The sequence below is a fragment of the Frankia canadensis genome, assembly GCF_900197875.1.
GTDB classification, from domain to species: Bacteria; Actinomycetota; Actinomycetes; order Frankiales; family Frankiaceae; genus Frankia; species Frankia canadensis.
Map to the genome: position 1 here is coordinate 1 of NZ_FZMO01000036.1, position 19,398 is coordinate 19,398.

The 19,398-nt window shown below is 72.8% G+C and carries 20 protein-coding genes; 16 read left to right on the plus strand and 4 right to left on the minus strand.

The features are described 5' to 3' along the window. Window positions 1-323 (plus strand): SAM-dependent methyltransferase (locus C1A33_RS04715; RefSeq protein ID WP_341477185.1); only part of this gene is annotated, 323 nt, incomplete at its 5' end. 589 nt (window positions 324-912) lie between these two features. On the opposite strand, the gene C1A33_RS04720 is transcribed toward C1A33_RS04715, so the two are convergent. Further along, the gene (locus C1A33_RS04720; protein WP_101830301.1) at window positions 913-1,758 is read right to left on the minus strand and encodes an LLM class F420-dependent oxidoreductase; all 846 of its coding nucleotides are present in this window, start codon (window positions 1,756-1,758) and stop codon (window positions 913-915) included. 186 nt (window positions 1,759-1,944) lie between these two features. Between C1A33_RS04720 and C1A33_RS04725 the strand changes: the two genes are divergently transcribed. From C1A33_RS04725 to C1A33_RS04735, 4 genes are all read left to right on the plus strand, one after another. Then, window positions 1,945-2,874 carry a LysR family transcriptional regulator gene (locus C1A33_RS04725; RefSeq protein WP_101830302.1) on the plus strand — a complete coding sequence of 310 codons (930 nt, stop codon included), beginning with the start codon at window positions 1,945-1,947 and terminating at the stop codon, window positions 2,872-2,874. Window positions 2,875-2,891: 17 nt separating this feature from the next. Continuing rightward, a complete protein-coding gene (locus tag C1A33_RS04730) occupies window positions 2,892-3,419 on the plus strand; it encodes a transposase (RefSeq protein WP_207770164.1) in 528 nt (175 codons plus the stop codon). Window positions 3,420-3,673: 254 nt separating this feature from the next. Next, window positions 3,674-3,886 carry an SAM-dependent methyltransferase gene (locus C1A33_RS36230; protein WP_243407197.1) on the plus strand — a complete coding sequence of 71 codons (213 nt, stop codon included), beginning with the start codon at window positions 3,674-3,676 and terminating at the stop codon, window positions 3,884-3,886. After that, window positions 3,817-4,161, plus strand: coding sequence for an SAM-dependent methyltransferase (locus C1A33_RS04735; protein ID WP_243407198.1), 345 nt, complete (start codon window positions 3,817-3,819; stop codon window positions 4,159-4,161). The genes C1A33_RS36230 and C1A33_RS04735 overlap by 70 nt, the downstream gene beginning before the upstream one ends. A gap of 88 nt (window positions 4,162-4,249) precedes the next feature. On the opposite strand, the gene C1A33_RS04740 is transcribed toward C1A33_RS04735, so the two are convergent. From C1A33_RS04740 to C1A33_RS04750, 3 genes are all read right to left on the minus strand, one after another. Then, window positions 4,250-4,720 carry a helix-turn-helix domain-containing protein gene (locus C1A33_RS04740; protein ID WP_243407193.1) on the minus strand — a complete coding sequence of 157 codons (471 nt, stop codon included), beginning with the start codon at window positions 4,718-4,720 and terminating at the stop codon, window positions 4,250-4,252. 29 nt (window positions 4,721-4,749) lie between these two features. Continuing rightward, the gene (locus C1A33_RS04745) at window positions 4,750-6,552 is read right to left on the minus strand and encodes an MFS transporter (RefSeq protein ID WP_243407194.1); all 1,803 of its coding nucleotides are present in this window, start codon (window positions 6,550-6,552) and stop codon (window positions 4,750-4,752) included. A gap of 194 nt (window positions 6,553-6,746) precedes the next feature. After that, the gene (locus tag C1A33_RS04750) at window positions 6,747-7,682 is read right to left on the minus strand and encodes an LLM class F420-dependent oxidoreductase (protein ID WP_101830305.1); all 936 of its coding nucleotides are present in this window, start codon (window positions 7,680-7,682) and stop codon (window positions 6,747-6,749) included. A gap of 160 nt (window positions 7,683-7,842) precedes the next feature. Here C1A33_RS04750 and C1A33_RS04755 point away from each other — a divergent pair, with 160 nt between their 5' ends. The 11 genes from C1A33_RS04755 to C1A33_RS04805 all read left to right on the plus strand — a co-directional run bounded on the left by C1A33_RS04755 (window position 7,843) and on the right by C1A33_RS04805 (window position 19,367). Next, window positions 7,843-8,508 carry a TetR/AcrR family transcriptional regulator gene (locus tag C1A33_RS04755; RefSeq protein ID WP_207770165.1) on the plus strand — a complete coding sequence of 222 codons (666 nt, stop codon included), beginning with the start codon at window positions 7,843-7,845 and terminating at the stop codon, window positions 8,506-8,508. Window positions 8,509-8,734: 226 nt separating this feature from the next. Further along, window positions 8,735-9,886 carry an amidohydrolase family protein gene (locus C1A33_RS04760; protein ID WP_101830306.1) on the plus strand — a complete coding sequence of 384 codons (1,152 nt, stop codon included), beginning with the start codon at window positions 8,735-8,737 and terminating at the stop codon, window positions 9,884-9,886. 132 nt (window positions 9,887-10,018) lie between these two features. After that, window positions 10,019-10,225 carry a hypothetical protein gene (locus tag C1A33_RS04765; protein WP_207770166.1) on the plus strand — a complete coding sequence of 69 codons (207 nt, stop codon included), beginning with the start codon at window positions 10,019-10,021 and terminating at the stop codon, window positions 10,223-10,225. 142 nt (window positions 10,226-10,367) lie between these two features. Further along, on the plus strand, window positions 10,368-11,435 hold the full coding sequence (locus tag C1A33_RS04770) for an ABC transporter ATP-binding protein (RefSeq protein WP_101830307.1): 1,068 nt from the start codon (window positions 10,368-10,370) through the stop codon (window positions 11,433-11,435). Next, window positions 11,432-12,235 (plus strand): ABC transporter permease, encoded by an 804-nt coding sequence (locus C1A33_RS04775; protein WP_101830308.1) that lies wholly within the window; start codon window positions 11,432-11,434, stop codon window positions 12,233-12,235. Before C1A33_RS04770 ends, C1A33_RS04775 begins: the two co-directional genes overlap by 4 nt. A 35-nt stretch (window positions 12,236-12,270) precedes the next feature. Further along, window positions 12,271-13,671, plus strand: coding sequence for a sensor histidine kinase (locus C1A33_RS04780; protein WP_243407195.1), 1,401 nt, complete (start codon window positions 12,271-12,273; stop codon window positions 13,669-13,671). Beyond that, the gene (locus C1A33_RS04785) at window positions 13,668-14,273 is read left to right on the plus strand and encodes a response regulator transcription factor (RefSeq protein ID WP_101830309.1); all 606 of its coding nucleotides are present in this window, start codon (window positions 13,668-13,670) and stop codon (window positions 14,271-14,273) included. Before C1A33_RS04780 ends, C1A33_RS04785 begins: the two co-directional genes overlap by 4 nt. A 490-nt stretch (window positions 14,274-14,763) precedes the next feature. Further along, entirely contained in the window at window positions 14,764-15,444 is a 681-nt protein-coding gene (locus tag C1A33_RS04790; RefSeq protein WP_101830310.1) for a GOLPH3/VPS74 family protein, read from the plus strand. A gap of 228 nt (window positions 15,445-15,672) precedes the next feature. Further along, a complete protein-coding gene (locus tag C1A33_RS04795; RefSeq protein ID WP_101830311.1) occupies window positions 15,673-16,059 on the plus strand; it encodes a DUF3311 domain-containing protein in 387 nt (128 codons plus the stop codon). Further along, entirely contained in the window at window positions 16,056-17,993 is a 1,938-nt protein-coding gene (gene mctP / locus C1A33_RS04800) for a monocarboxylate uptake permease MctP (RefSeq protein WP_243407196.1), read from the plus strand. Before C1A33_RS04795 ends, mctP begins: the two co-directional genes overlap by 4 nt. A 144-nt stretch (window positions 17,994-18,137) precedes the next feature. Further along, window positions 18,138-19,367 (plus strand): M20 metallopeptidase family protein, encoded by a 1,230-nt coding sequence (locus C1A33_RS04805; protein WP_101830312.1) that lies wholly within the window; start codon window positions 18,138-18,140, stop codon window positions 19,365-19,367. The last annotated feature ends 31 nt before the right edge of the window (window positions 19,368-19,398 follow it).

Sequence of the window (19,398 nt, forward strand, 5' to 3'; positions counted from 1 at the left end):
GCGGAGTGGGCCCGATCGACGTGCAGCCCCACCCCGCCCGCATGTACGACTACTACCTCGGCGGCAAGGACAACCTCGCGGCCGACCGGGAGGCGGCCGAGCTCCTGGTCGATGCCTATCCCGCGACGCGGGTGGCGATCCGCGAGCTGCGCGGCTTCCTCACGCGGGCGACGGCGCACCTGGCGGGCGAGGCTGGCGTGCGCCAGTTCGTCGACATCGGCGTCGGTCTGCCGGCCGCGCCGAACCTGCACGAGGTCGCACAGGCGTCGCAGCCCACCGCGCGGGTCGTCTACGTCGACAACGACCCGATCGTGCCGGCGTAGGTCCAGGTGTCTCACCTGCATCTTTAGGTGGTCCGGTTGACTCTGTAGTCCGTATCCGGGTTGCGCACGCCGCGCGGCTCGCAGGTAATACGCCGACTGCCGCGCTGCCAGGCCCTCGGGGACGACGCCGTTCCGAGTCGGCCCCGAAGTAGCCGAAGGCGGTCCAATACGATCATGCAAACCTGCTGATCAGCATCCCCGGGCGGGACGGGGCGGCGTCCTGCCGAGGCGGTAGCGCCGGTTCGGGCTCCGTTTGGCCCGCTGTGTTGAGCGGCGCCGCTGAATGGCTCGGGGTGTGGCTGGCTTCGGTGCGGGGCTGGGTTGCGGTGGTTGCTGGTGGGACGTTGGTCGGCAGTGTGGTGGGGCGTGTCGTCTGGGTGGGCTCGGGCTGCCGGGGGGTGACGTGGGTATGGGTTGACCGACGAGCAGGTCGGGGCGCTTGCCAGGGTGCTGTCATATCTGCGGCTGTTCGACATTGCCATCGCCCGGTCGGGTCCGGCTCGGGCCGACACCGGACGATGTAGGTGAGTCCGGTGCGGCCCATAGGTCACCATCAGGGTGGACGGGATCGCCGGAGCGCGGTGACGGGTCAGTGCGGCAGGGTGGCGTGGCGTTCGAGGAAGGCGGCGACGTCGGCCTCGTTCTCGATCGGCATCGGGTATACGACGAGGCGGTCGACTCCGAGGTCGGCGTACCGGCGGGCGGTGTCGGCGTCGACCTCGACCGGGTCGACCGGTATGAAGTTGACCTCGAGGCGGCCGAGTCGAGCTGGCCGTTCGACCTCGGCCGCCGCCGCAGCCAGTCCGGCAAGGTGGGTGACCAGGTCCGTTGCCGTGCCGAAGCCCAACCAGCCGTGCCCGCGGGAGACCGCGCGGCGGAAGGCGGCCGGGCTGTGGCCACCGATCACGATGCGGGGGCCGCCCGGGCGCACGGGCCGCGGGTGCGCGTCGACGTCCGTGAACGAGACATATTGCCCGTCGTAGGAGGGCGCGGGGTCGGTCCACAGTGCCGTCATCGCGTCCAGGTACTCGTCCGTGCGGTGGCCCCGCCCGGCCATCGGTATCCCGATCGCGGTCATCTCGGGTTCCAGGTATCCGGCGCTGACGCCCAGGAGGAGCCGTCCTCCACTCAGCACGTCCAGGCTCGCCACCTGCTTGGCCAGGATGAGCGGGTTGCGTTGCGGGAGGACGATGACGCCGGTGCCGAGCTCCAGTTTCCGGGTGGCTGCGGCGACGTAGGCCAGGTGTACCAGCGAGTCGAGGATGGGGTCGGTCGCTTCCAGCGGGGAAGGCGGCACCCGGCGTCTGGGTAGCACTACATGTTCGCTGGCCCACCAGGAGCGGTAGCCGAGTTCTTCGGCCAGCCGGACGAGTCGGAGGGTGGCATCCGGGCTCACCGTCGCTTTCATGTTCAGGCCGCTGACGCCGAGTTCCACGTTCCTGCTTCCTTTCGATATGCGCCGTCCCGGCGCCGGCTGGGGTGGGCTGCTCGTCCGGTCCCGACGAGGAGCAGATCCACACGGTGCACCGGTTGTCGGTGGCTGTCTGTGGGCCGTGCGGTGCTGCCAGCATCTCCGTCGGCGGCGGGGCTCGTCCAAGACCGGGAGCCATAACATGTGGTTATGGATGTCCACATACGGCAGCTGCGGTATTTCGTCGCCGTGGCCGAAGAACTGAGTTTCACCGTGGCCGCCGAGGACCGGCTCTTCGTCTCCCAGCCGGCGGTGAGCAAGCAGATCCGTCAGCTCGAGCTGTCCTTCCGGGCGGCGCTGTTCGAGCGGAACAGCCGGACGGTCAACCTCACCCAAGCGGGTAGGGCGCTGCTGCCGGAGGCGCGACGCATCATCGCGCAGTGGGAGGATGCGCAGCGGGCGGTCGCCGATGCCGCAGCCGCGCGGCACCGCACTCTGGTGGTCGGGTTCCAGACGCGGATCGGCCGGGGACTGATCCCCGCTGTCAGGGCCGCGTTGGAGATGGCGCTGCCGCAATGGCGGCTGCTGCTCCGCCAGGTCCCGTGTAGTGACCCGTCCGCGGGGCTGGCGGGTGGTGGTGGTGTGGATGTCGCGTTTGCGTGGCTGCCGGTGCACGCGGACGCGGCATTCTCCTGGCAGGTGGTCACCTCCGAGGACCGCTGGGTGGCGATGCCGTCGAAACACCCTTTGGCTGAAAGTGCCGAGGTGGACTTCGCGGACCTGGCCGAGGAACCGTTCATCGCGCTGCCCGACGACGCTGGTCCACTGCGAGAGTCCTGGCTGGCGGCCGGTCAGCGGACCGTACCGGCGTTGGTCGGGGCCGAGGCCACGACTGCGGAGGAGGCCTTGGAAGCGGTCGCGTCCGGGCTGGGCGTGGTTCTGCTGACTGCGGGCAGCGCCGAGATGTACCGGCGAGATGATGTTGTTTTCCATCCAGTGCGTGGGCTGCCCCCGGCCGAGCTGGCGGTTGTCTGGCGCACCGGCGACCGCCGGCGTGCGGTTCAGATCTTCGTCGATGTCTGCCTGCGCTCCGCGTACTCCCTCGGCGGGAAGGTCGCCGGCACAAGTCGGTCCTGCTAACGTGCCGGCCGGTACCCTTGGCTGCGGCCACAGGGGCCTGGATCGTCGTCGAGGACGAGGCCGGGCAGTCCCTGCGGCCACCGCGGGTGACCAGCTGGGGCCGGCGTGAGCGCACCCCGCTGGTCCGGGTACGCGGAGGCGGGTCGGGGCGGGTGTCGGTGGCGGGGATGGCCCGCTACCGGCCCGGCCAGGCGCCGCGGCTGTTCTACCGGACCCTGAAGCACCGGGGCCGCCGCGACGAGCCGATGTCGTTCTCCTGGCGGGACTATCGGGATCTGGTCGTGGCTTTGCACAAGCGGCGGGGCAGGCCGGTGGTGCTGGTCTGGGATAACCTCAACCGGCACCTGTGCGTGGAGATGGCCGCGTTCATCGCAGCGAACACGCTGTGGCTGACCATGGTGCAGCTGCCTTCGTACGCGCCCGAGCTGAATCCGGTGAGGGGTGTGGTCGGTGCTCAAGGGCGGACAGATCGCCAACCGGGCCTTCGACGGCTGCCTCGCCGGCACCGGCCTGACCTTGGAACTATCGTGATCACGAAGTCGTGATCCGACGGTATCACGCATTAAAAATCGGTAGTGTCCGCGTCGCTCAGCGGGTGACGGGCAGTCGCCAATGCCCTGCCAGGATTGATCTAGACCGACGAAATACAGAAGATCGCGGGTGCCGTAATCGCCTCGTCGGTTCTGCGGGTATTCCGCTGGTGGCCGTGACCTGCAGGGGCGGTGTTGTCGGGTACCCAGCCGATGCGGTCCTAATTAGCTTCCCCCTCGACGTGTGCAACCTTGGGGTGGTACCGCTCGTGCTGGCGTACGCGCGCGCCCTGCTCACCGGCACCGCGCAGGGCCGCACCGCGGTCGTCGCGGCGGACGTGCGCGACCCCGAGGGGGGATCCTGCGCTCCCCGCGGCTGCGCGCCGAGCTCGACCTCGGCCGTCCGGTCGCCCTGTGCCTGCTGTCGCTGCTGCACCACGTGTCGGACGAGGACGATCCGCACGGCATCGTCGCGCATCTGATGGACGCGCTGCCCCCCGGCAGTCATCTCGCGCTCACCCACGTGACCGGCGACTTCCTCCCGGCGGCGACCACGGCGCGCGGCATCGCCCTGTACCGGGCCCGTGGCATCCCCGTACAGCCGCGCACCCGGGCGAGCATCGCCCGCTTCTTCGACGGCCTGGAACTGCTGGAGCCGGGGCTCGTGCCGGTGCAGCGCTGGCGCCCGGCGCCCGGGGTGGTCCCGGTCGCCGACGCGGCGGCCGGCGGCTACGGCGCGGTGGCGCGCAAGGCCTGACGGGTCGCGCCGGCCTCTCGGCCGGGTAGACGGTTCCCCTGCGGTGGTGGCCTGACCGGGGACGACAACACCGCCGAGGTACCGGACCTCAGCCGGGAGCGGGGACGGTGGCGCTCTCGCGCAGTCGCCTGGTCCGCTCCAGCCGCTCGTCGATCTCGTCGCGGAAGGCCACCAGCCGGAGGATCTTGTCCTCCACCTCGCCGCGCACCTTCAGGTAGGCGCGCTGCCCCTCGTCCAGCAGCCGCAGCCGGTCGCCGTCGTCGGAGGCCGCGCGGTATTCCAGCCGCACCTGGGCGAGATGATCCTCGTAGGCGAGGATCGTCCTGATCTCGTCCAGGTTGAAGCCGAGCAGCGTCTGGAGTTCCCGGATCCGGCGGACCCGGGCGAGGTCGGCGTCGGCGTAGAGCCGATTGCCCCCGCTGGTCCGCGCGGAGGGGGTCAGCAACCCTACTTCCTGGTAGTAGCGCAGTGCCCGTACGGACACCCCGAGTTTCTGCGCCGCCTCCCCGATGCCGCACAGCTCGGGTGCCGCCTGTCTGGTCGCGTCCTTCGCACCCACCCCGTGATTGTCTCGCACCGCAGCGACCGCTAGGCCGACTGGGCGGGTTCGGCCGACGAGCTGGGCGCGCCCGGCAGCGGGCTGCCGGCGCCGTCCTCCATCGCGGCGAGCTCGCCGACGCCGGCCAGGCCCTCCGCCGCCTCCGCCCGCAGGCTCTGCCGCGCGTGCGGCGCGTCGCGGCCCCGCAGCCAGCTGAGCACGGCGGCGATGACGCAGGCGATCGCCGCGAAGCCGAAGGCGAGGTGCAGGCCGTCACCGAACGGGCCCGAGATGAGGTTCGGGAAGAAGGTGTGCCCGGTGAGGAAGTCGGCGCGGTCCTGAGGCAGCGAGTTCAGCGTGTCCGGGCCGAGCAGCTGCTCGGTGGGGTTGAAGCCGAGGAACGCGGCGAACAGGCTGCCGATCGGCGGCAGGTTCGCCAGCTCGTGGGCCTTCGCCGGGTCCACGCCCTGGCCGGTGAGCCCGTGGAACATCGCGTCGGGCAGGCTGGAGGCGAGGCCCAGCGCGATCACGGTGAAGAACACGCCGATGGACAGCACGCTGGCCGAGTTCTGGAAGGTGGTGAGCATGCCGGCGCCGGCGCCGCGCTGACTCGCCGGCAGGGTGTTCATCACCGCGCTCGTGTTCGGCGCCGCGAACAGGCCCATCGACAGGCCCATGAGCAGCAGGATCGCCGCGAAGCCCCAGTAGTTGAAGTTGATCGGGATCAGGTCGAACAGCAGGAACGCCACGGCGGTGAAGACGAGGCCGAGGGTGGCGAACGGGCGCGCGCCGTACCGGTCGGCGAGCCGGCCGGCCATCGGGCCGGCGAGCAGGAACCCGACCGTCAGCGGGATCATGTAGATGCCGGCCCACAGCGGGGTCTTCTCGAAGCTGTAGCCGTGCAGCGGTAGCCAGATCCCCTGCAGCCAGATGATCAGCATGAACTGCAGGCCGCCGCGGGCGAGCGCGGCGAGCAGCGCCGTGAGGCTGCCCATGGTGAACCCGCGGTGGCGGAACAGCTCGAGGCGGAACATCGGGTCCGCCGAGCGCACCTCGATGACCACGAAGCCGATCAGCACGGCGAGGCCGCCGAACAGGCAGACGAGCACGAACGGCTTGGTCCAGCCCATGGTGTGCCCGCCGTAGGGCTGCAGGCCGTAGACGATGCCGGTGAGGATCGCGATGAGGCCGACCCCGAAGCTGATGTTGCCGGCCCAGTCGATGCGGGCGTGCGTGCGCACCCCGTTGTCACGCAGCTTCAGGTAGGCCCAGACCGTGCCGAACAGGCCGAACGGCACGGACACCAGGAACACCAGATGCCACTCGACCGGCGCGAGCAGGCCACCGACGAGCAGGCCGAGGAACGACCCGCCGATCGCCGCCACGCCGTTGATGCCGAGCGCGAAGCCCCGCTCGTTCTCCGGGAACGCGTCGGTGATGATCGCACTGGAGTTGGCGAACAGGAACGCCCCGCCGACCCCCTGCCCGATCCGCATCACGATGAGCCACCAGGCGGCCGCGGTCCCGTGCATCCAGGTCACGGCCAGCAGGATCGAGAACACCGTGAAGATCGCGAAGCCGAGGTTGTACATCCGCACCCGGCCGAACATGTCGCCGACCCGGCCGAGGCTCACCACCAGGACCGAGGTGACGAGCATGAAGCCCGTCAGGATCCACAGGAAGTACGAGGTGTTCTCCGGGGCGAGCGGGTCGATCTGGATGCCCCGGAAGATGTCCGGCAGCGCGATCAGCAGGATCGAGCTGTTGATGGTGGCCATCAGGATGCCGATGGTCGTGTTCGACAGCGCGATCCACTTGTAGGCGCCGTCGTGACCATGCTCAGAGGTCGTCACGGTGGCAGGCTAGCGCCTCCATCTCACGTCAGCGGTAGATGTGAGCGGGTTCATAACGTCGTGATGCACAGGCGGGAACCATTCGGGCACTGCCACCGTGCGGGTGACCCGTTCGGGCGGGTCTGGGCGGTCGGCGCCCGCGGTGCCGCCGGGCGCCGACGCCGACCCGGCCAGATGGTCGAACGGTCAGACGGTCAGACGCGCGGAAGGACCTCGGTGGCGATCAGCCCGAGGTGGTCGAGGTCCTCCAGGTCGAGCAGCTGCAGGTAGATCCGGCTCGCGCCGGCTCCGGCCGGGCCGAAGGCGGTGAGCCGGGCGACGACCTCCTCGGGCGTCCCGACGAACCCGTTCGCCCGCAGCTCCTCGACGTCGCGGCCGATGCGGGCGGCGCGGCGGGCGAGGTCCGCGTCGCTGGTCGCGCAGACGACGACGTTCGCCGTGGAGCAGACCAGGCTCGCCGGGTCGCGTCCGACCGCCGCGGCGGCCGCGCGGGCGCGGGCGAACCGCTCGGCGACGACCTCCGCGGAGGCGAACGCCGCGTTGTACTCGGCCGCGTAGGCGGCGGCGAGGCGGGGCGTCCGGTGGGTGCCGGCGCCCCCGACGATGATCGGCGGCCCGGGGCGCTGCGCCGGTTTGGGCAGGGCCGGGCTGTCGGTGAGCTGGTAGTGGCTTCCCGTGTGACTGAAGGTCTCCCCCGCCGGGGTGCCCCACAGCCCGGTGATGATCGCCAGCTGCTCCTCCAGCCGCTCGAACCGCTCGCCCAGCGACGGGAACGGCACCCCGTAGGCGCTGTGCTCCGCCTCGAACCAGCCGGCGCCGAGCCCCAGCTCCACCCGGCCGCCGCTCATCGCGTCCACCTGGGCGACGCTGATGGCCAGAGGCCCTGGCAGCCGGAAGGTCGCGCTGGTCACCAGGGTGCCGAGCCGGATGCGGGAGGTCTCCCGGGCGAGGCCGGCGAGGGTGATCCAGGCGTCCGACGGGCCGGGCAGCGGATCTCCCGGGCCCATCCGCAGGTAGTGGTCGGAGCGGAAGAACCCGTCGAAGCCTGCCTGCTCGGCCGCCTTCGCGACGGCGAGCTGCTGATCATAGGACGCACCCTGCTGGGGCTCGACGAACACGCGCAGATCCATGCCACCACCCTGTCAGCCCGGTCGCGGACCGTGCCACCGTGAGGTGGGGGTACGTCTCGTTCGGGTACCGTCCGCCCGGTAAGGTGATCGCCCGGACCGGCGGGCCGCTGCGCCCGCGGTGGGCGCGGTCCGACCCGACCTGAGCGAAGGAGGTGGCGGCGTGGCTGTCCAGATCGACCAGGGGCGCGAGCGCGAGCAGATCATGAACGCCGCCTACCGGTGTTTGATCGCGAGCGAGGGCGCCTCGGTCTCGATCACCGACATCCTGCAGGCAGCCGGGTTGTCGACGCGCGCCTTCTACCGGCACTTCGCCTCCAAGGACAGCCTGCTGCTGGCGATGTTCCGCCGGGACAGCGAGCGGGTGACCGCCGAGCTGTCCGCCGCCGCGGCCGGCACCCTGACGGCCGCCGAGGCGCTGCGCAGCTGGATCGACGGCGCGCTGCGGCTGATGTCGCAGGAGCCTCGCCGCCGCCGCGCGCTGGTACTCAGCTCGGACGAGGCCCGGCGCGCCCGGGGCTACGCGGGGGAACGCGAGTGGTATCACGCCACGAGCGAGGCGGCCCTGGCCGCGATCCTGCGCCGGGGCGTCGAGGACGGCTCGTTCCCCTGGGCGAACCCCGAGGCGGACGCCGAGCAGATCCAGGCGATCCTGGGCTACTGCCTGGACACGCAGCTGCTGAGACGGCCCGCCGACGGTGACGCGCGGCTCGCCGAGAGAGCCGGGGAGCTCGCCGACCGGGTGGGCGACTTCATCTTCCGGGCTCTCGGCGCCGCGCCCGGCCCCACCCCGCGTGCCGACACGGGCGGCGGCGCGGACCCGCGCTGATCCGTTCCCGCCGGCCGCTCTGTTCTGGCCGGCCGCTCTGTTCCGGCCGGCCGCCACGGCCGTCCGATGTGCGGCCATGCCGCCCGCACACCCGGTTCCAGCATCCGCGCGACACACCGGTTGACGTGAGGCCGCTCACGGCGCATGCTGTGAAAAACACGTTTTCACATACGCGGCGGCCGGGCATGACAGGGCCAGGACGGACCCGAGGATCAGGAGTCACACGATGAACAAGATCTGGGCAAACTCCGGGGACTCGCACTTCCTCGAGCCGGAGGACCTCTGGCGGACCAGCCTGCCCGCCCGGCTCGCCGACCTCGTCCCGCGCTCGGAGAAGGACCCCGACGGCCTGTGGGAGACCGTCCACATCGACGGCATGTCGTTCCGCCGTCAGCTGCCCAAGCCCCAGGCGCAGGAGTTCTACGACGCCACCCACCGCGCGCCCGGCGCCCGTGACCTCGACCTGCGACTCAAGGACCTCGACAACGAGGGTGTCTGGGGCGAGCTCACCTTCCCGTCGCTCGGCATGTGGAACTCGTCGTTCCGCACGCCGGAGGTGCTGCGCGAGGCGGTGAAGGTCAGCAACGACTGGGCCTGGGACAAGATCGCCCGGCGCTCGCCGCGGCTGATCCCGACGGCGCAGGTGCCGACCCTGATCCTCGAGGACGCCGTCGCGGAGCTCGAGCGCTGCGCCGAGATCGGTTACCGCGCGGTCTTCATGCCGACCAGCCCCCACCCGAAGCAGAAGCCCTACAACCACGACTCGTGGGAGCCCTTCTGGGCCGCCGCCGAGCGGGCGAACATGGTGCTCGCCTTCCACATCGGCACCGAGCCGGTCGACCTCACCGCCACCGGGCCGTCCGGCGTCGTGCACCGGGGCCCCGGCGGCGCGGTGCTCAACTACGTCGAGACCACCTACTCCGGTCAGCGGGTCGCGACCGCCATGGTCGCCTCCGGCGCCCTCGACCGGCACCCCGACCTGCGGATCCTCATCGCCGAGGGTGGCGCGACCTGGGTGCCGTTCCTCGCCGACCGGATGGAGGAGGGCTACCGCCAGCACCACATGCTGGTCCGCCCGAAGCTGACCCGCAGCCCGCGGGAGATCCTCTACTCGCAGGTGTACGCGTCGTTCCAGCACGACAGCACGGCCGTCGCCGCGATGACCGCGATGGGCTACAACAACGTCATGTGGGGCAGCGACTACCCGCACATGGAGGGGACGTTCGGCCACACGCAGGAGACGCTGCACGGCCTGTTCGACGGCGTCGACCCGGCGGTGAAGCAGCGCATCACGGTGGGCGCGTTCGCCGAGCTGTTCCCGTCGGTGCCGCCGCTGCCGACCGCCGACGCGCCGGCGCCCGTCGGCGCCACGTCCTGACCTGTCCCGCGGACCGGCGCCTCCGATCGGCGCCGGTGGGAGTGGCAACGCCGGTCGGACGCCGGGGACACGATCACCGCGCCCCCGGCGTCCGCCGTCCCGCCGCCGTCTCTCCCCGAGGAAGGAGCCGATGTGACTGACAACGTGATGTACGACTCGCCGAACGAGTTCATGCAGGACGTGGCGAACAACCGCGGCCTGTGCGTGGCGCAGTCGGTGCTGCCGCAGGAGGACGGCACCTACCTCGTCGAGTGCGCCTGCGAGACCTGGACGACCACCGCCTCCTCCATCGAGGAGGGCCTGCGCCTCGCCAAGGCGCACACCAGCTCGGCCGCCTGAGTCCTGCTTCCCCGGCCGGCCCGTCTCGCCGGGCTGGCCCGGCCGGGGTGTCGGCCAGGCGATGCCGTCATGACAACTGTCATGGCGCACCCGTGACGGTCATGACTGGAGCTGGACGTGGCCGCGCGGAATCCTTGATCCCATGTTCGGGACACCTCCGCCGTCTGGCCGCGGCACCCCGTCTGCCCCCGGCTCGATCCCCCAGGCGGCTGCGCGGGATGTCATCCCGCGCAGCCGCGAGGCGGGCGCCCACAAGACGGCCGTCGCATCCCCGCCACACAGCGTCCACCTCGTCGGCCTGCGCAAGCAGTACGGCACCGTCCAGGCCGTCGACGGCGTCGACCTGGCGATCGCCGCCGGCGAGATCGTCGCGCTGCTCGGGCCGAACGGCGCCGGCAAGTCGACGACGATCGACATGCTGCTTGGCCTGACCCGCCCGGACGACGGCGAGGTCCGGCTGTACGGCGAAAGCCCCCAGCGGGCCTGCACCGCCGGGCGGGTCGGCGCGATGCTGCAGAACGGCGGGCTGCTGCCCGAGGTCAGCGTCGGGCGGATGCTCGAGTCCGTGCGCGCCCTGTACCCCCGCGCCCTGCCGGTGCGCGAGGTGCTGGCCCGCGCCGGCGTGAGCGAACTGGCCGACGCCCGGACCAACCGGCTCTCCGGCGGCCAGCGCCAGCGGGTCCGCTTCGCGCTCGCCCTGCTGCCCGACCCCGACCTCATCGTCCTCGACGAGCCGACCGCCGCGATGGACGTGGAGAGCCGCCGCGCCTTCTGGACGGCGATGCGGACGTGGGCCGCCGCCGGGCGCACCGTCCTGTTCGCCACCCACTACCTGGAGGAGGCGGACGACTTCGCCGACCGGATCGTCCTGCTGCGCCGCGGCCAGGTCATCGCTGACGGCCCGACCACCGAGGTCAAGGCGCTGGTCGGCGGCCGGACCATCCGCGCCACCCTGCACGGGCTGGACGACGCCGTCCTCACCGGCCTCGCCCGGCTGCCCGGGGTGGCGCGCGTCGACAGCCGCGGCGCGTCGATCACCCTGACCTGCCCGGACAGTGACACGGCCCTGCGCGCGCTGCTCGCCGCCTACCCGACGGTGGAGGACATCGAGGTCGTCGGCGCCGGACTCGAGGACGCGTTCGTCGCGCTGACCTCGGACGACTCTCCCGAGATCCGGCCCGCCGCCAGCCGCCAGGAGACCACCCGATGAGCGACATCACCGCCGCCGCCGCGTCCACCACCGCGTCCGCACGGCCCCCCGCCGCGGCCGCCGCCTCCACCTACCTGCGCTACGTCCGATCGGAGATCACCCGCGGCTGGCGCAACACGCGGCTGCTGATCTTCACCCTGGTGATGCCGATCATCCTGTTCGGCGCGTTCAGCGCGTCCGGCGCGGACGATCGGCTCGGCGCGCTCACCGTCGCCCCCTACATCATGATCAGCATGGCGTCGTTCGGGGCGATGAACTCCGTGCTCGGCACCGCCGGCGGGATCGCCGTCGAACGCTCCCTCGGCTGGAACCGCCAGCTGCGGCTGACCGCGCTCACCGGCCCGCAGTACGTGCTCGGCAAGGTGGCGACCAGGTTCACCATGGCCGTGCTGCCGATCGTGGCGGTGTTCGTCGCCGGCGACGCGATGCGCGGGGTACGGCTGTCCGCCGGCACCTACCTGGGCGCGGGCGCGTCGATCCTGCTCGGACTGATCCCGCTGGCCGCGTTCGCGGTGTGGCTCGGCTACCTGGTCCGCCCGGAGAACCTGCAGGCCGTGACCGGTGGCGTGTTCAGCCTGCTGGCGCTGGCCGGCGGGATCTGGGTTCCGGTCGAGAACTTCCCGACCTGGCTCGCCGATATCGTGAAGCTGCTGCCGATGTACTGGTCGGCCCAGGCCGGCCGCGCGGTGCTCGAGGGCGGCTGGATCGGCGTCCGCGGCCTGATCACCCTGGCCCTGTGGACGGTCGTGCTCGGCGCCGCCGCCGGGCGGGCCTACACCCGCGACCAGCTGCGCACCTGACGGGCCCCGGGCCGGCAGCCAGGGAGGTGACCACGGTGGGGTGGAACGCGGGTGCCGCGGCGGGTGCGGCCGGGGCGACGCGGCGGTTCCTGCTGCAACCGGGGTTGCCGGTGGTCCCGCGGGACCGCCCGATGATGGATCCGTGGCGCTGGCGCCGCGTCGCCAGCGTCTTCCTCGTCTACCTCGGCTACGCCGCCTCGGACATGGTGGCTCTGCACGACAACCCCCTCGTCATCGCCTACGGTGCCGTCCTGCTGGTCGTGTTCAGCGCGGTGTACCTGATCACCGTCCCGCTCGTCGCCTTCCTGGGGCGCCGCGAGTACCTGTGGCCGGCGCTGCTTGGCATGGTGGCCTGCATCGCCGCCTACGTGCCGGTCGTCGGCGGCGGCGGGCTGGTGATGACGGTCTACCTGAGTGTGGCGCTCGTCCTGCTGGCCCGCCCGATCGTCTCGATCCCGCTGGTCCTCGCGATCGCCGCCGTCGACACCTGGCTGCCGCAGCACGTCGACTGGTGGCAGGCGCACGGCGCCCAGTGGTCGCTGTCCGCCCCGGTGCTGCTCGCCGCGCTGACGATGTACGGGGTCCGCGCCGGCGCGCGCAGCCAGGCGGAGCTGTCCCGTGCCCATCAGGAGATCGAACGGCTCGCCAAGGAACAGGAACGGCTGCGCATCGCCCGGGACCTGCACGACCTGCTCGGCCACGCGCTCACCACGATCACGGTGAAGGCGGAGCTCGCCTCGAAGCTGGCCGACCGCGACCCCGCCCGCGCCGCCGACGAGATGGCGCAGGTCGCCGCGCTCGGCCGGCAGGGCCTCGCCGACGTGCGGGCCACCGTGGCCGGCTACCGGGAGGTCAGCCTGGTCACCGAGCTCGCCGCCGCCCGCCAGGTGCTCGCCGCGGCCGGCATCCGCGCCGAGCTGCCCGCCTCCGTCGAGGAGGTCCCCGGCCAGCTGAGGGAGCTGTTCGGCTGGGTGGTCCGCGAGGGCGTGACCAACGCGGTCCGCCACAGCGGCGCCCACCACCTGCGGATCACCCTCGGCGGTGCCTGCGCCGACAGTGACGATGCGGGTAGCGGCAGCGCAGGGAGCGGCATAGGCGGCGGCATCGGCAGTGACGGCATCGAGCTCGTCGACGACGGCCGCGGCCCCGCGCCGGTGAACGGCGCCGCCGGTGCGGTCGCCGGCTCGCCCGGCGGTGCGGGGCTGCGCGGCCTGGCCGAGCGGGTCGCGGCGGCCGGCGGCCGGCTGGAGACCGGCCCCGCCAGCCCGTCCGCCGCGTCCCCCGGATTCCGGCTGCGCGTCGTTGTCCCCTCTGACCAGGAGGCCACTCTTCCGGCCGTCTCCCCGGTGGTGGCTCCGGGCGTTGCCCCGGCTCCCGCCCTACCCGCGAACACAGCCCAGGCCGCGGTCGGCGGTGCCAGCGGACCTTCCCGATGATCACGGTGCTGCTGGCCGACGACCAGCATCTCGTCCGCGGCGCGCTCGCCGCGTTGCTGTCGCTGGAGGACGACATCGAGGTCGTCGGGCAGGTCGGCCGAGGTGACGAGGTCGTCCCCCGGGTGGTCGCACTGCGCCCGGACGTCGTCCTGATGGATGTCGAGATGCCCGGCATCGACGGGCTCGCGGCCGCCGCGGCCGTTCGTGCCACCGCGCTGACGACCCAGGTGCTCATCGTGACGACGTTCGGCCGGACCGGTTACCTGCGCCGCGCGATGGAGGCGGGCGCGCTCGGCTTCGTCGTGAAGGACGCGCCGGCCGAGGCGCTGGCCGACGCGATCCGAAGGGTCGCGCGGGGTGAACGCGTCGTCGATCCGACGCTCGCCGCCGCGACGCTGGCCGGCGGCGCCAGTCCCCTCACCGGCCGCGAGCGCGACGTCCTCGTCGCCGCCCGGGACGGCGCGACCGTCTCGGACATCGCCGGAAGGCTGTTCCTGTCCGAGGGCACCGTGCGCAACTACCTGTCGTCCGTGATCGCCAAGACGGGCACCCGCAACCGCCTGGAGGCCCTGCGTGCCGCCGAGGACGCCGGCTGGCTCTAGCCCGCGCGTCGGGTTGCGATCGTTGTGTCGGCCTGTCGCGTCAGCGGTCCGAGGCCGTTCGCGGCGGCGGCCCGCGGCGGCGGCCGGTGACAGCGTTCTGACATCATCACGGCGTTCTCTGCCAGAAACCTAGGGACAAACCGGACACGACACACCAGGAAACTGGCATCACGCCGCCTTCCCCGGCGGCCACTCCCCCTCCACGGGAAGTCCCCCGCCTCCTCGGCGTTCCAGGTCGCCACCCACACCGGGGTTGATCATGAACGGATGGTGTCGGGGCGCCGTAGGACGGCGGCGGGCAGCGGGCGGATGCGTCCACACGAAGGCGGCCCGAGAGATCACAACTCGACCCGCGGTCTAGTCCGCGCGCGGCGCCGGTGCGGATGTCGGCAGGGCGACCATGGGGTTGCGGGGGCGCGCCGGAGGGCATGATCCTCGGCCCGGGGAGGTCGCCACGGCCGCCGATGGGTCGACGTGAGGAGACACGGGCATGCTGCTCGCCGAGGAACTTCTGCTGCTCGCGCTCGACCCGGAGGGCGGGACGCCGGTGAACTCCTCCCGGGAACCGCTGCGGGTCGGGCTGTCCGGTGCGCTCGTCGCCGAGCTCGGCCTCGCCGGGCTGGTCGCGGAGGACGGGAAGCGGCTCGCACCGGTGGGCGGGCCGGGCACGCACCCGCTGCTCGCCGAGGAACCGCTGCTCGCCGACGTCCACCGGCTGCTCGGGACCCTGCGCGGGCGGCGGGCGGCCGATCAGCTGCGCCGACTGGACCGGGCGGTCGGTGGGGTGTGGTCACGGGTCGTCGACGCGCTGGTGGACGACGGGGTACTCGGGCGGCGCCGCGACCGGGTGCTGGTCGTGCGGGTGACCCGCCATCCGGTGCTGCGGCCGAAGGTCCGCGACGAGGTCGTGGGCCGGATGCGCGCCGCGGCGGCCGGCGACGACCCGCTCGACGCGCGCACCGCGACCGTGCTTGCCCTGTCCGGTCCGTCGCGGCTGCTGGAGGTCGTCGCCCCGCAACGCGGCGAGCGGCGGCACGCCCGCGCCCGCATCCAGGACGCGACCGAGCAGACGCCGATCGCGCCGATCGTCAAGAAGGTGATCAGCGAGGCGCAGGCCGCGGCCGCCAGCGCGGCGGCGGTCGCCGCCACCAGCGCGGCCAGCTCAGGCTGAGCGGGCGGGCGGTCCCGCGAGGCCCGGCCCACGGTCGACGACCCCCGCCGACGCCCCCGGCCCACGGGGTCTGGCGGACGGCGTCTGCCGGATGGCGTCTGCCGGATGCGACGGGCCACCGGTCGGCCCACACTCCGGGCTCGGGTCACTACCAGTGACGCGCCACTCCCCACCGTTAATGTGACGAGCCGAACACGCTCAGCACATCAACATCGGGAGTGACGCCGGATGCCGCAGGACCGCGACCGTGACGCCGACCGGGCCGGCCCGCCGCGCCGGCCTCCCGGTTCCCACCGCCGGGACGGCCGTGGCGTGCCAGGCCGGCGGGCGGCGCTGGCCGCGCGGGCCGCGGTCGCGGTCGTGCTCGGCACGCAGATCCTCGCCATGCTGCTGGTCGGCACCTACACGCGGCGCGAGCCTCGGGTGGGAGGCGTGCCGTTCTTCTACTGGTACTCGCTGATGTGGCTGGTCATCGGGGCACTCGGCATGGCCGCGAGCGTCTGGCTGCTGGCCCGGTTCGCCGCCCCGTCCACCGCGGCCGGGACGGCCGGCGCGGCAGGGGCGGCAGGGGCGGACGGCCCCGCCGGCCGTGACGCCCATCGGAGCGCGCGGTGAACGGCGCGGGGTCGTCGTTCCACGGGGTGCAGTTCACGGTGTTCGCCGTGCTGCTCGCCGCGGTCGCGCTGCTCGGTTTCGCCGCGACCCGCTGGCGGCGCGTCGGCGGGCGGTCGCTCGCCAGCCTGGACGAATGGGGTCTCGGCGGGCGGACCTTCGGCGGCTTCGTCGCCTGGTTCCTCATCGGCGGCGACATCTTCACCGCGTACACCTTCATCGCGGTGCCGGGAGCGATGTACGCGGCGGGCGCGGTCTCCGGCTGGTACGCCGTCGCCTACACCACGATGGTGTGGCCGCTGGTGTTCGTCCTCATGCCCCGGGTGTGGACGCTGTCGCACCGCCACGGCTACGTCACGCCCGCGGACCTGGTGCAGGGCCGCTACGGCTCGCGCAGCCTCGCCCTGGCGGTCGCCGTCACCGGCATCGTGGCGACCATGCCCTACATCGCCCTGCAGCTCGTCGGCATGCAGGCGGTGCTGGAGGTGATGGGGGTCGGCACCCGCAGCGCCAACCCCGTCGTGCGCGACCTGCCGGTCATCGTCGCCTTCGCCGTGCTCGCCGCCTGCACCTACACCGCGGGTCTGCGCGCCCCGGCGCTGCTCGCGTTCGCCAAGGACCTGCTGATCTACCTGGTGGTCGCCGTCGCGATCGTGGTGATCCCGCACCGCCTCGGCGGTTTCGGGGCGGTCTTCGACGCCGCCGAGCACAAGTTCGACGCCGCGAACGCCGCCGCGGCGGCGGCCGGGAAGCACCCGAGCGCCGTGTTCATCCCCGGCCCGAAGGACGTCCTCGCCTACGCCACCCTCGCGCTCGGTTCGGCGATGGCCCTGTTCCTGTACCCGCACGCGATCACCGGGGTGCTCTCGACCCGGTCCCGCGACGTCATCCGGCGCAACACCGCAGTCCTGCCGCTCTACACGGTGCTGCTCGCCCTGATCGCCCTGCTCGGCTACGTGGCGATCGCGGCCGGCGTGCACACCACGAACCCGCGTCTCGCCGTCCCGCTGCTGTTCGACCACGAGTTCCCGGCCTGGTTCGCCGGGGTCGCGTTCGCGGCGGTCGCCGTCGGCGCGCTGGTCCCGGCGGCGATCATGTCGATCGCGGCGGCGAACCTGTTCACCCGCACCATCTACGTCGGGCACCTGCGACCGGACGCGACGCCGGCGCGCGAGGCCGCCGTCTCCAAGGTCGCCTCGCTGCTGGTCAAGGCCGGCGCGCTGGTGTTCGTCCTGTGCCTGGACACGCAGAACTCGATCAATCTGCAGCTGCTCGGCGGGGTGTGGATCCTGCAGACGTTCCCGGCGGTCGTGCTCGGGCTGTGGCGGCCCCGCCTGCACCGCCGGGCCCTGCTCGCCGGCTGGGTGGTGGGCATGGCCTACGGCACCGCGCAGGCGTACGCGCAGCACAGCACGCTCGCCCGGCACTTCGGCGGGGCGCTGGCGACCGTTCCCGGCCTCGGCCGGGCCGGCTACATCGCCGTGACCGCGCTCGCGCTCAACCTCGCCGTCGCCGTCGTGGGATCCCTGCTGCTGCGCGCCGCCGGCGTGCCGGGCGGCACCGACGCCGCGGCCGCCGCGCCCGTCGCCGCGCCCGTCCCCGCACCCGCGCCCGTAGGCGCCGGGACGGCATCGTCCGTCGCCGCCGAGCTCCCGCCCCAGCGCGGGCACCGGGGCGCCCCGCACGTCCAGGCGACACCGCACGTCCAGGCGACACCGCACGTCCAGGCGACACCGCACGTCCAGGCGACACCGCACGTCCAGGCGACACCGCACGTCCAGGCGACACCGCACGTCCAGGCGACACCGCACGTCCAGGCGGCACGGTCCGGCCAGGTGACACGGTCCGGGCAGGTGACACCACCCGTCAAGGTGACACGGTCCGGCCAGGCAGTGCCGTCCGGCCAGGCCGTGCCGGCCGAGGACCCGCCGGTGTAGACCGCCCGCGCCGCCGCCCGCCGCCCGGACATGCGCACACTGTCCTGCGGAGACCAACCTGCGGAGACCAACCTGCGCGGGCCGACCCGCGCGGGTCGAGGCCCCGGCTCCTCGTTGCGGTGTCTCCGGAAGGGACGGTCACGCATGTCCGTGCTCCAGGACGCGCGGTCGATGGCGGACGACCTGGTCTCCCTGCGTCGCCGCCTGCACCGCGAGCCAGAGATCGGCCTCGATCTGCCCCGCACGCAGGAGAAGGTGCTCGCCGCGCTCGACGGCCTCCCCCTGGAGATCACCCTCGGTCGCTCCGCGACCTCGGTGACCGCCGTCCTGCGCGGTGGCGCGCCGCGCGGGGCGGGAGCCGCCGGCGGCGGGGCGGCGCCGTCCGTGCTGCTGCGCGGCGACATGGACGCCCTGCCGGTGTGGGAGCACACGGGACTGCCCGACGCGTCGACCGTCGACGGGGTGATGCACGCCTGCGGCCACGACCTGCACACGGCGATGCTGGTCGGCGCGGCGCACCTGCTGTGCGCCCGCCGCGCGGCGCTGCCCGGGGACGTCGTGTTCATGTTCCAGCCCGGGGAGGAGGGCTGGGAGGGCGCGCAGCGCATGATCGACGAGGGCGTGCTGGACGCCTCCGGCCGGCGGGTGTCCGCCGCCTTCGGGCTGCATGTGTTCTCCGCCGCGCTGCCGGGCGGCCAGTTCTGCGGCCGGGCGGGCGCGATCACCTCGGCGTCGGCGATGCTGCGGGTCACCGTGCGCGGGGAGGGCGGGCACGGGTCCATGCCGCACCGGGCGAGCGATCCCGTCACCGCCGCCGCCGAGATGGTCCTCGGACTGCAGACGATGGTGACCCGCCAGTTCGACGTGTTCGACCCGGTCGTGATCACCGTGGGGGTGCTGCGGGCGGGGACCCGGCGCACCGTCATCCCCGACGAGGCCATCTTCGAGGCCACCGTGCGGACCTTCTCGGCCGGCACCGCCGAGCTGGTCGAGCGCGCCGCACGCCGGCTGCTGCGCGGGATCGCCCACGGGCACGGCGTCGAGGTCGACGTCGAGTTCGCGCCCGAGCGGCCGGCGACGGTCAACGACGCCGGGACGACCGCGCTCGCCGCCCGCGCCGTCGCCGAGACGTTCGGTGAACGCCGCTACACGACACTCGACCATCCGCTGGCCTGCTCGGAGGACTTCTCCCGGGTGCTCGCCCAGGTGCCCGGCAGCCTCGTCGCGCTCGGCGCGGCCATGCGTGACGCCGACCCGCGCACCGCGCCGTTCAACCACAGCGCGCGAGCCCGGTTCGACGAGGGCGTCCTGCCCGACGGTGCCGCCCTCTACGCCGAGCTCGCCGCGCGTGCCCTCGCCGACCCAACCGGCTGACTGACCGACCATCCCGCCCCACCACCCCCCG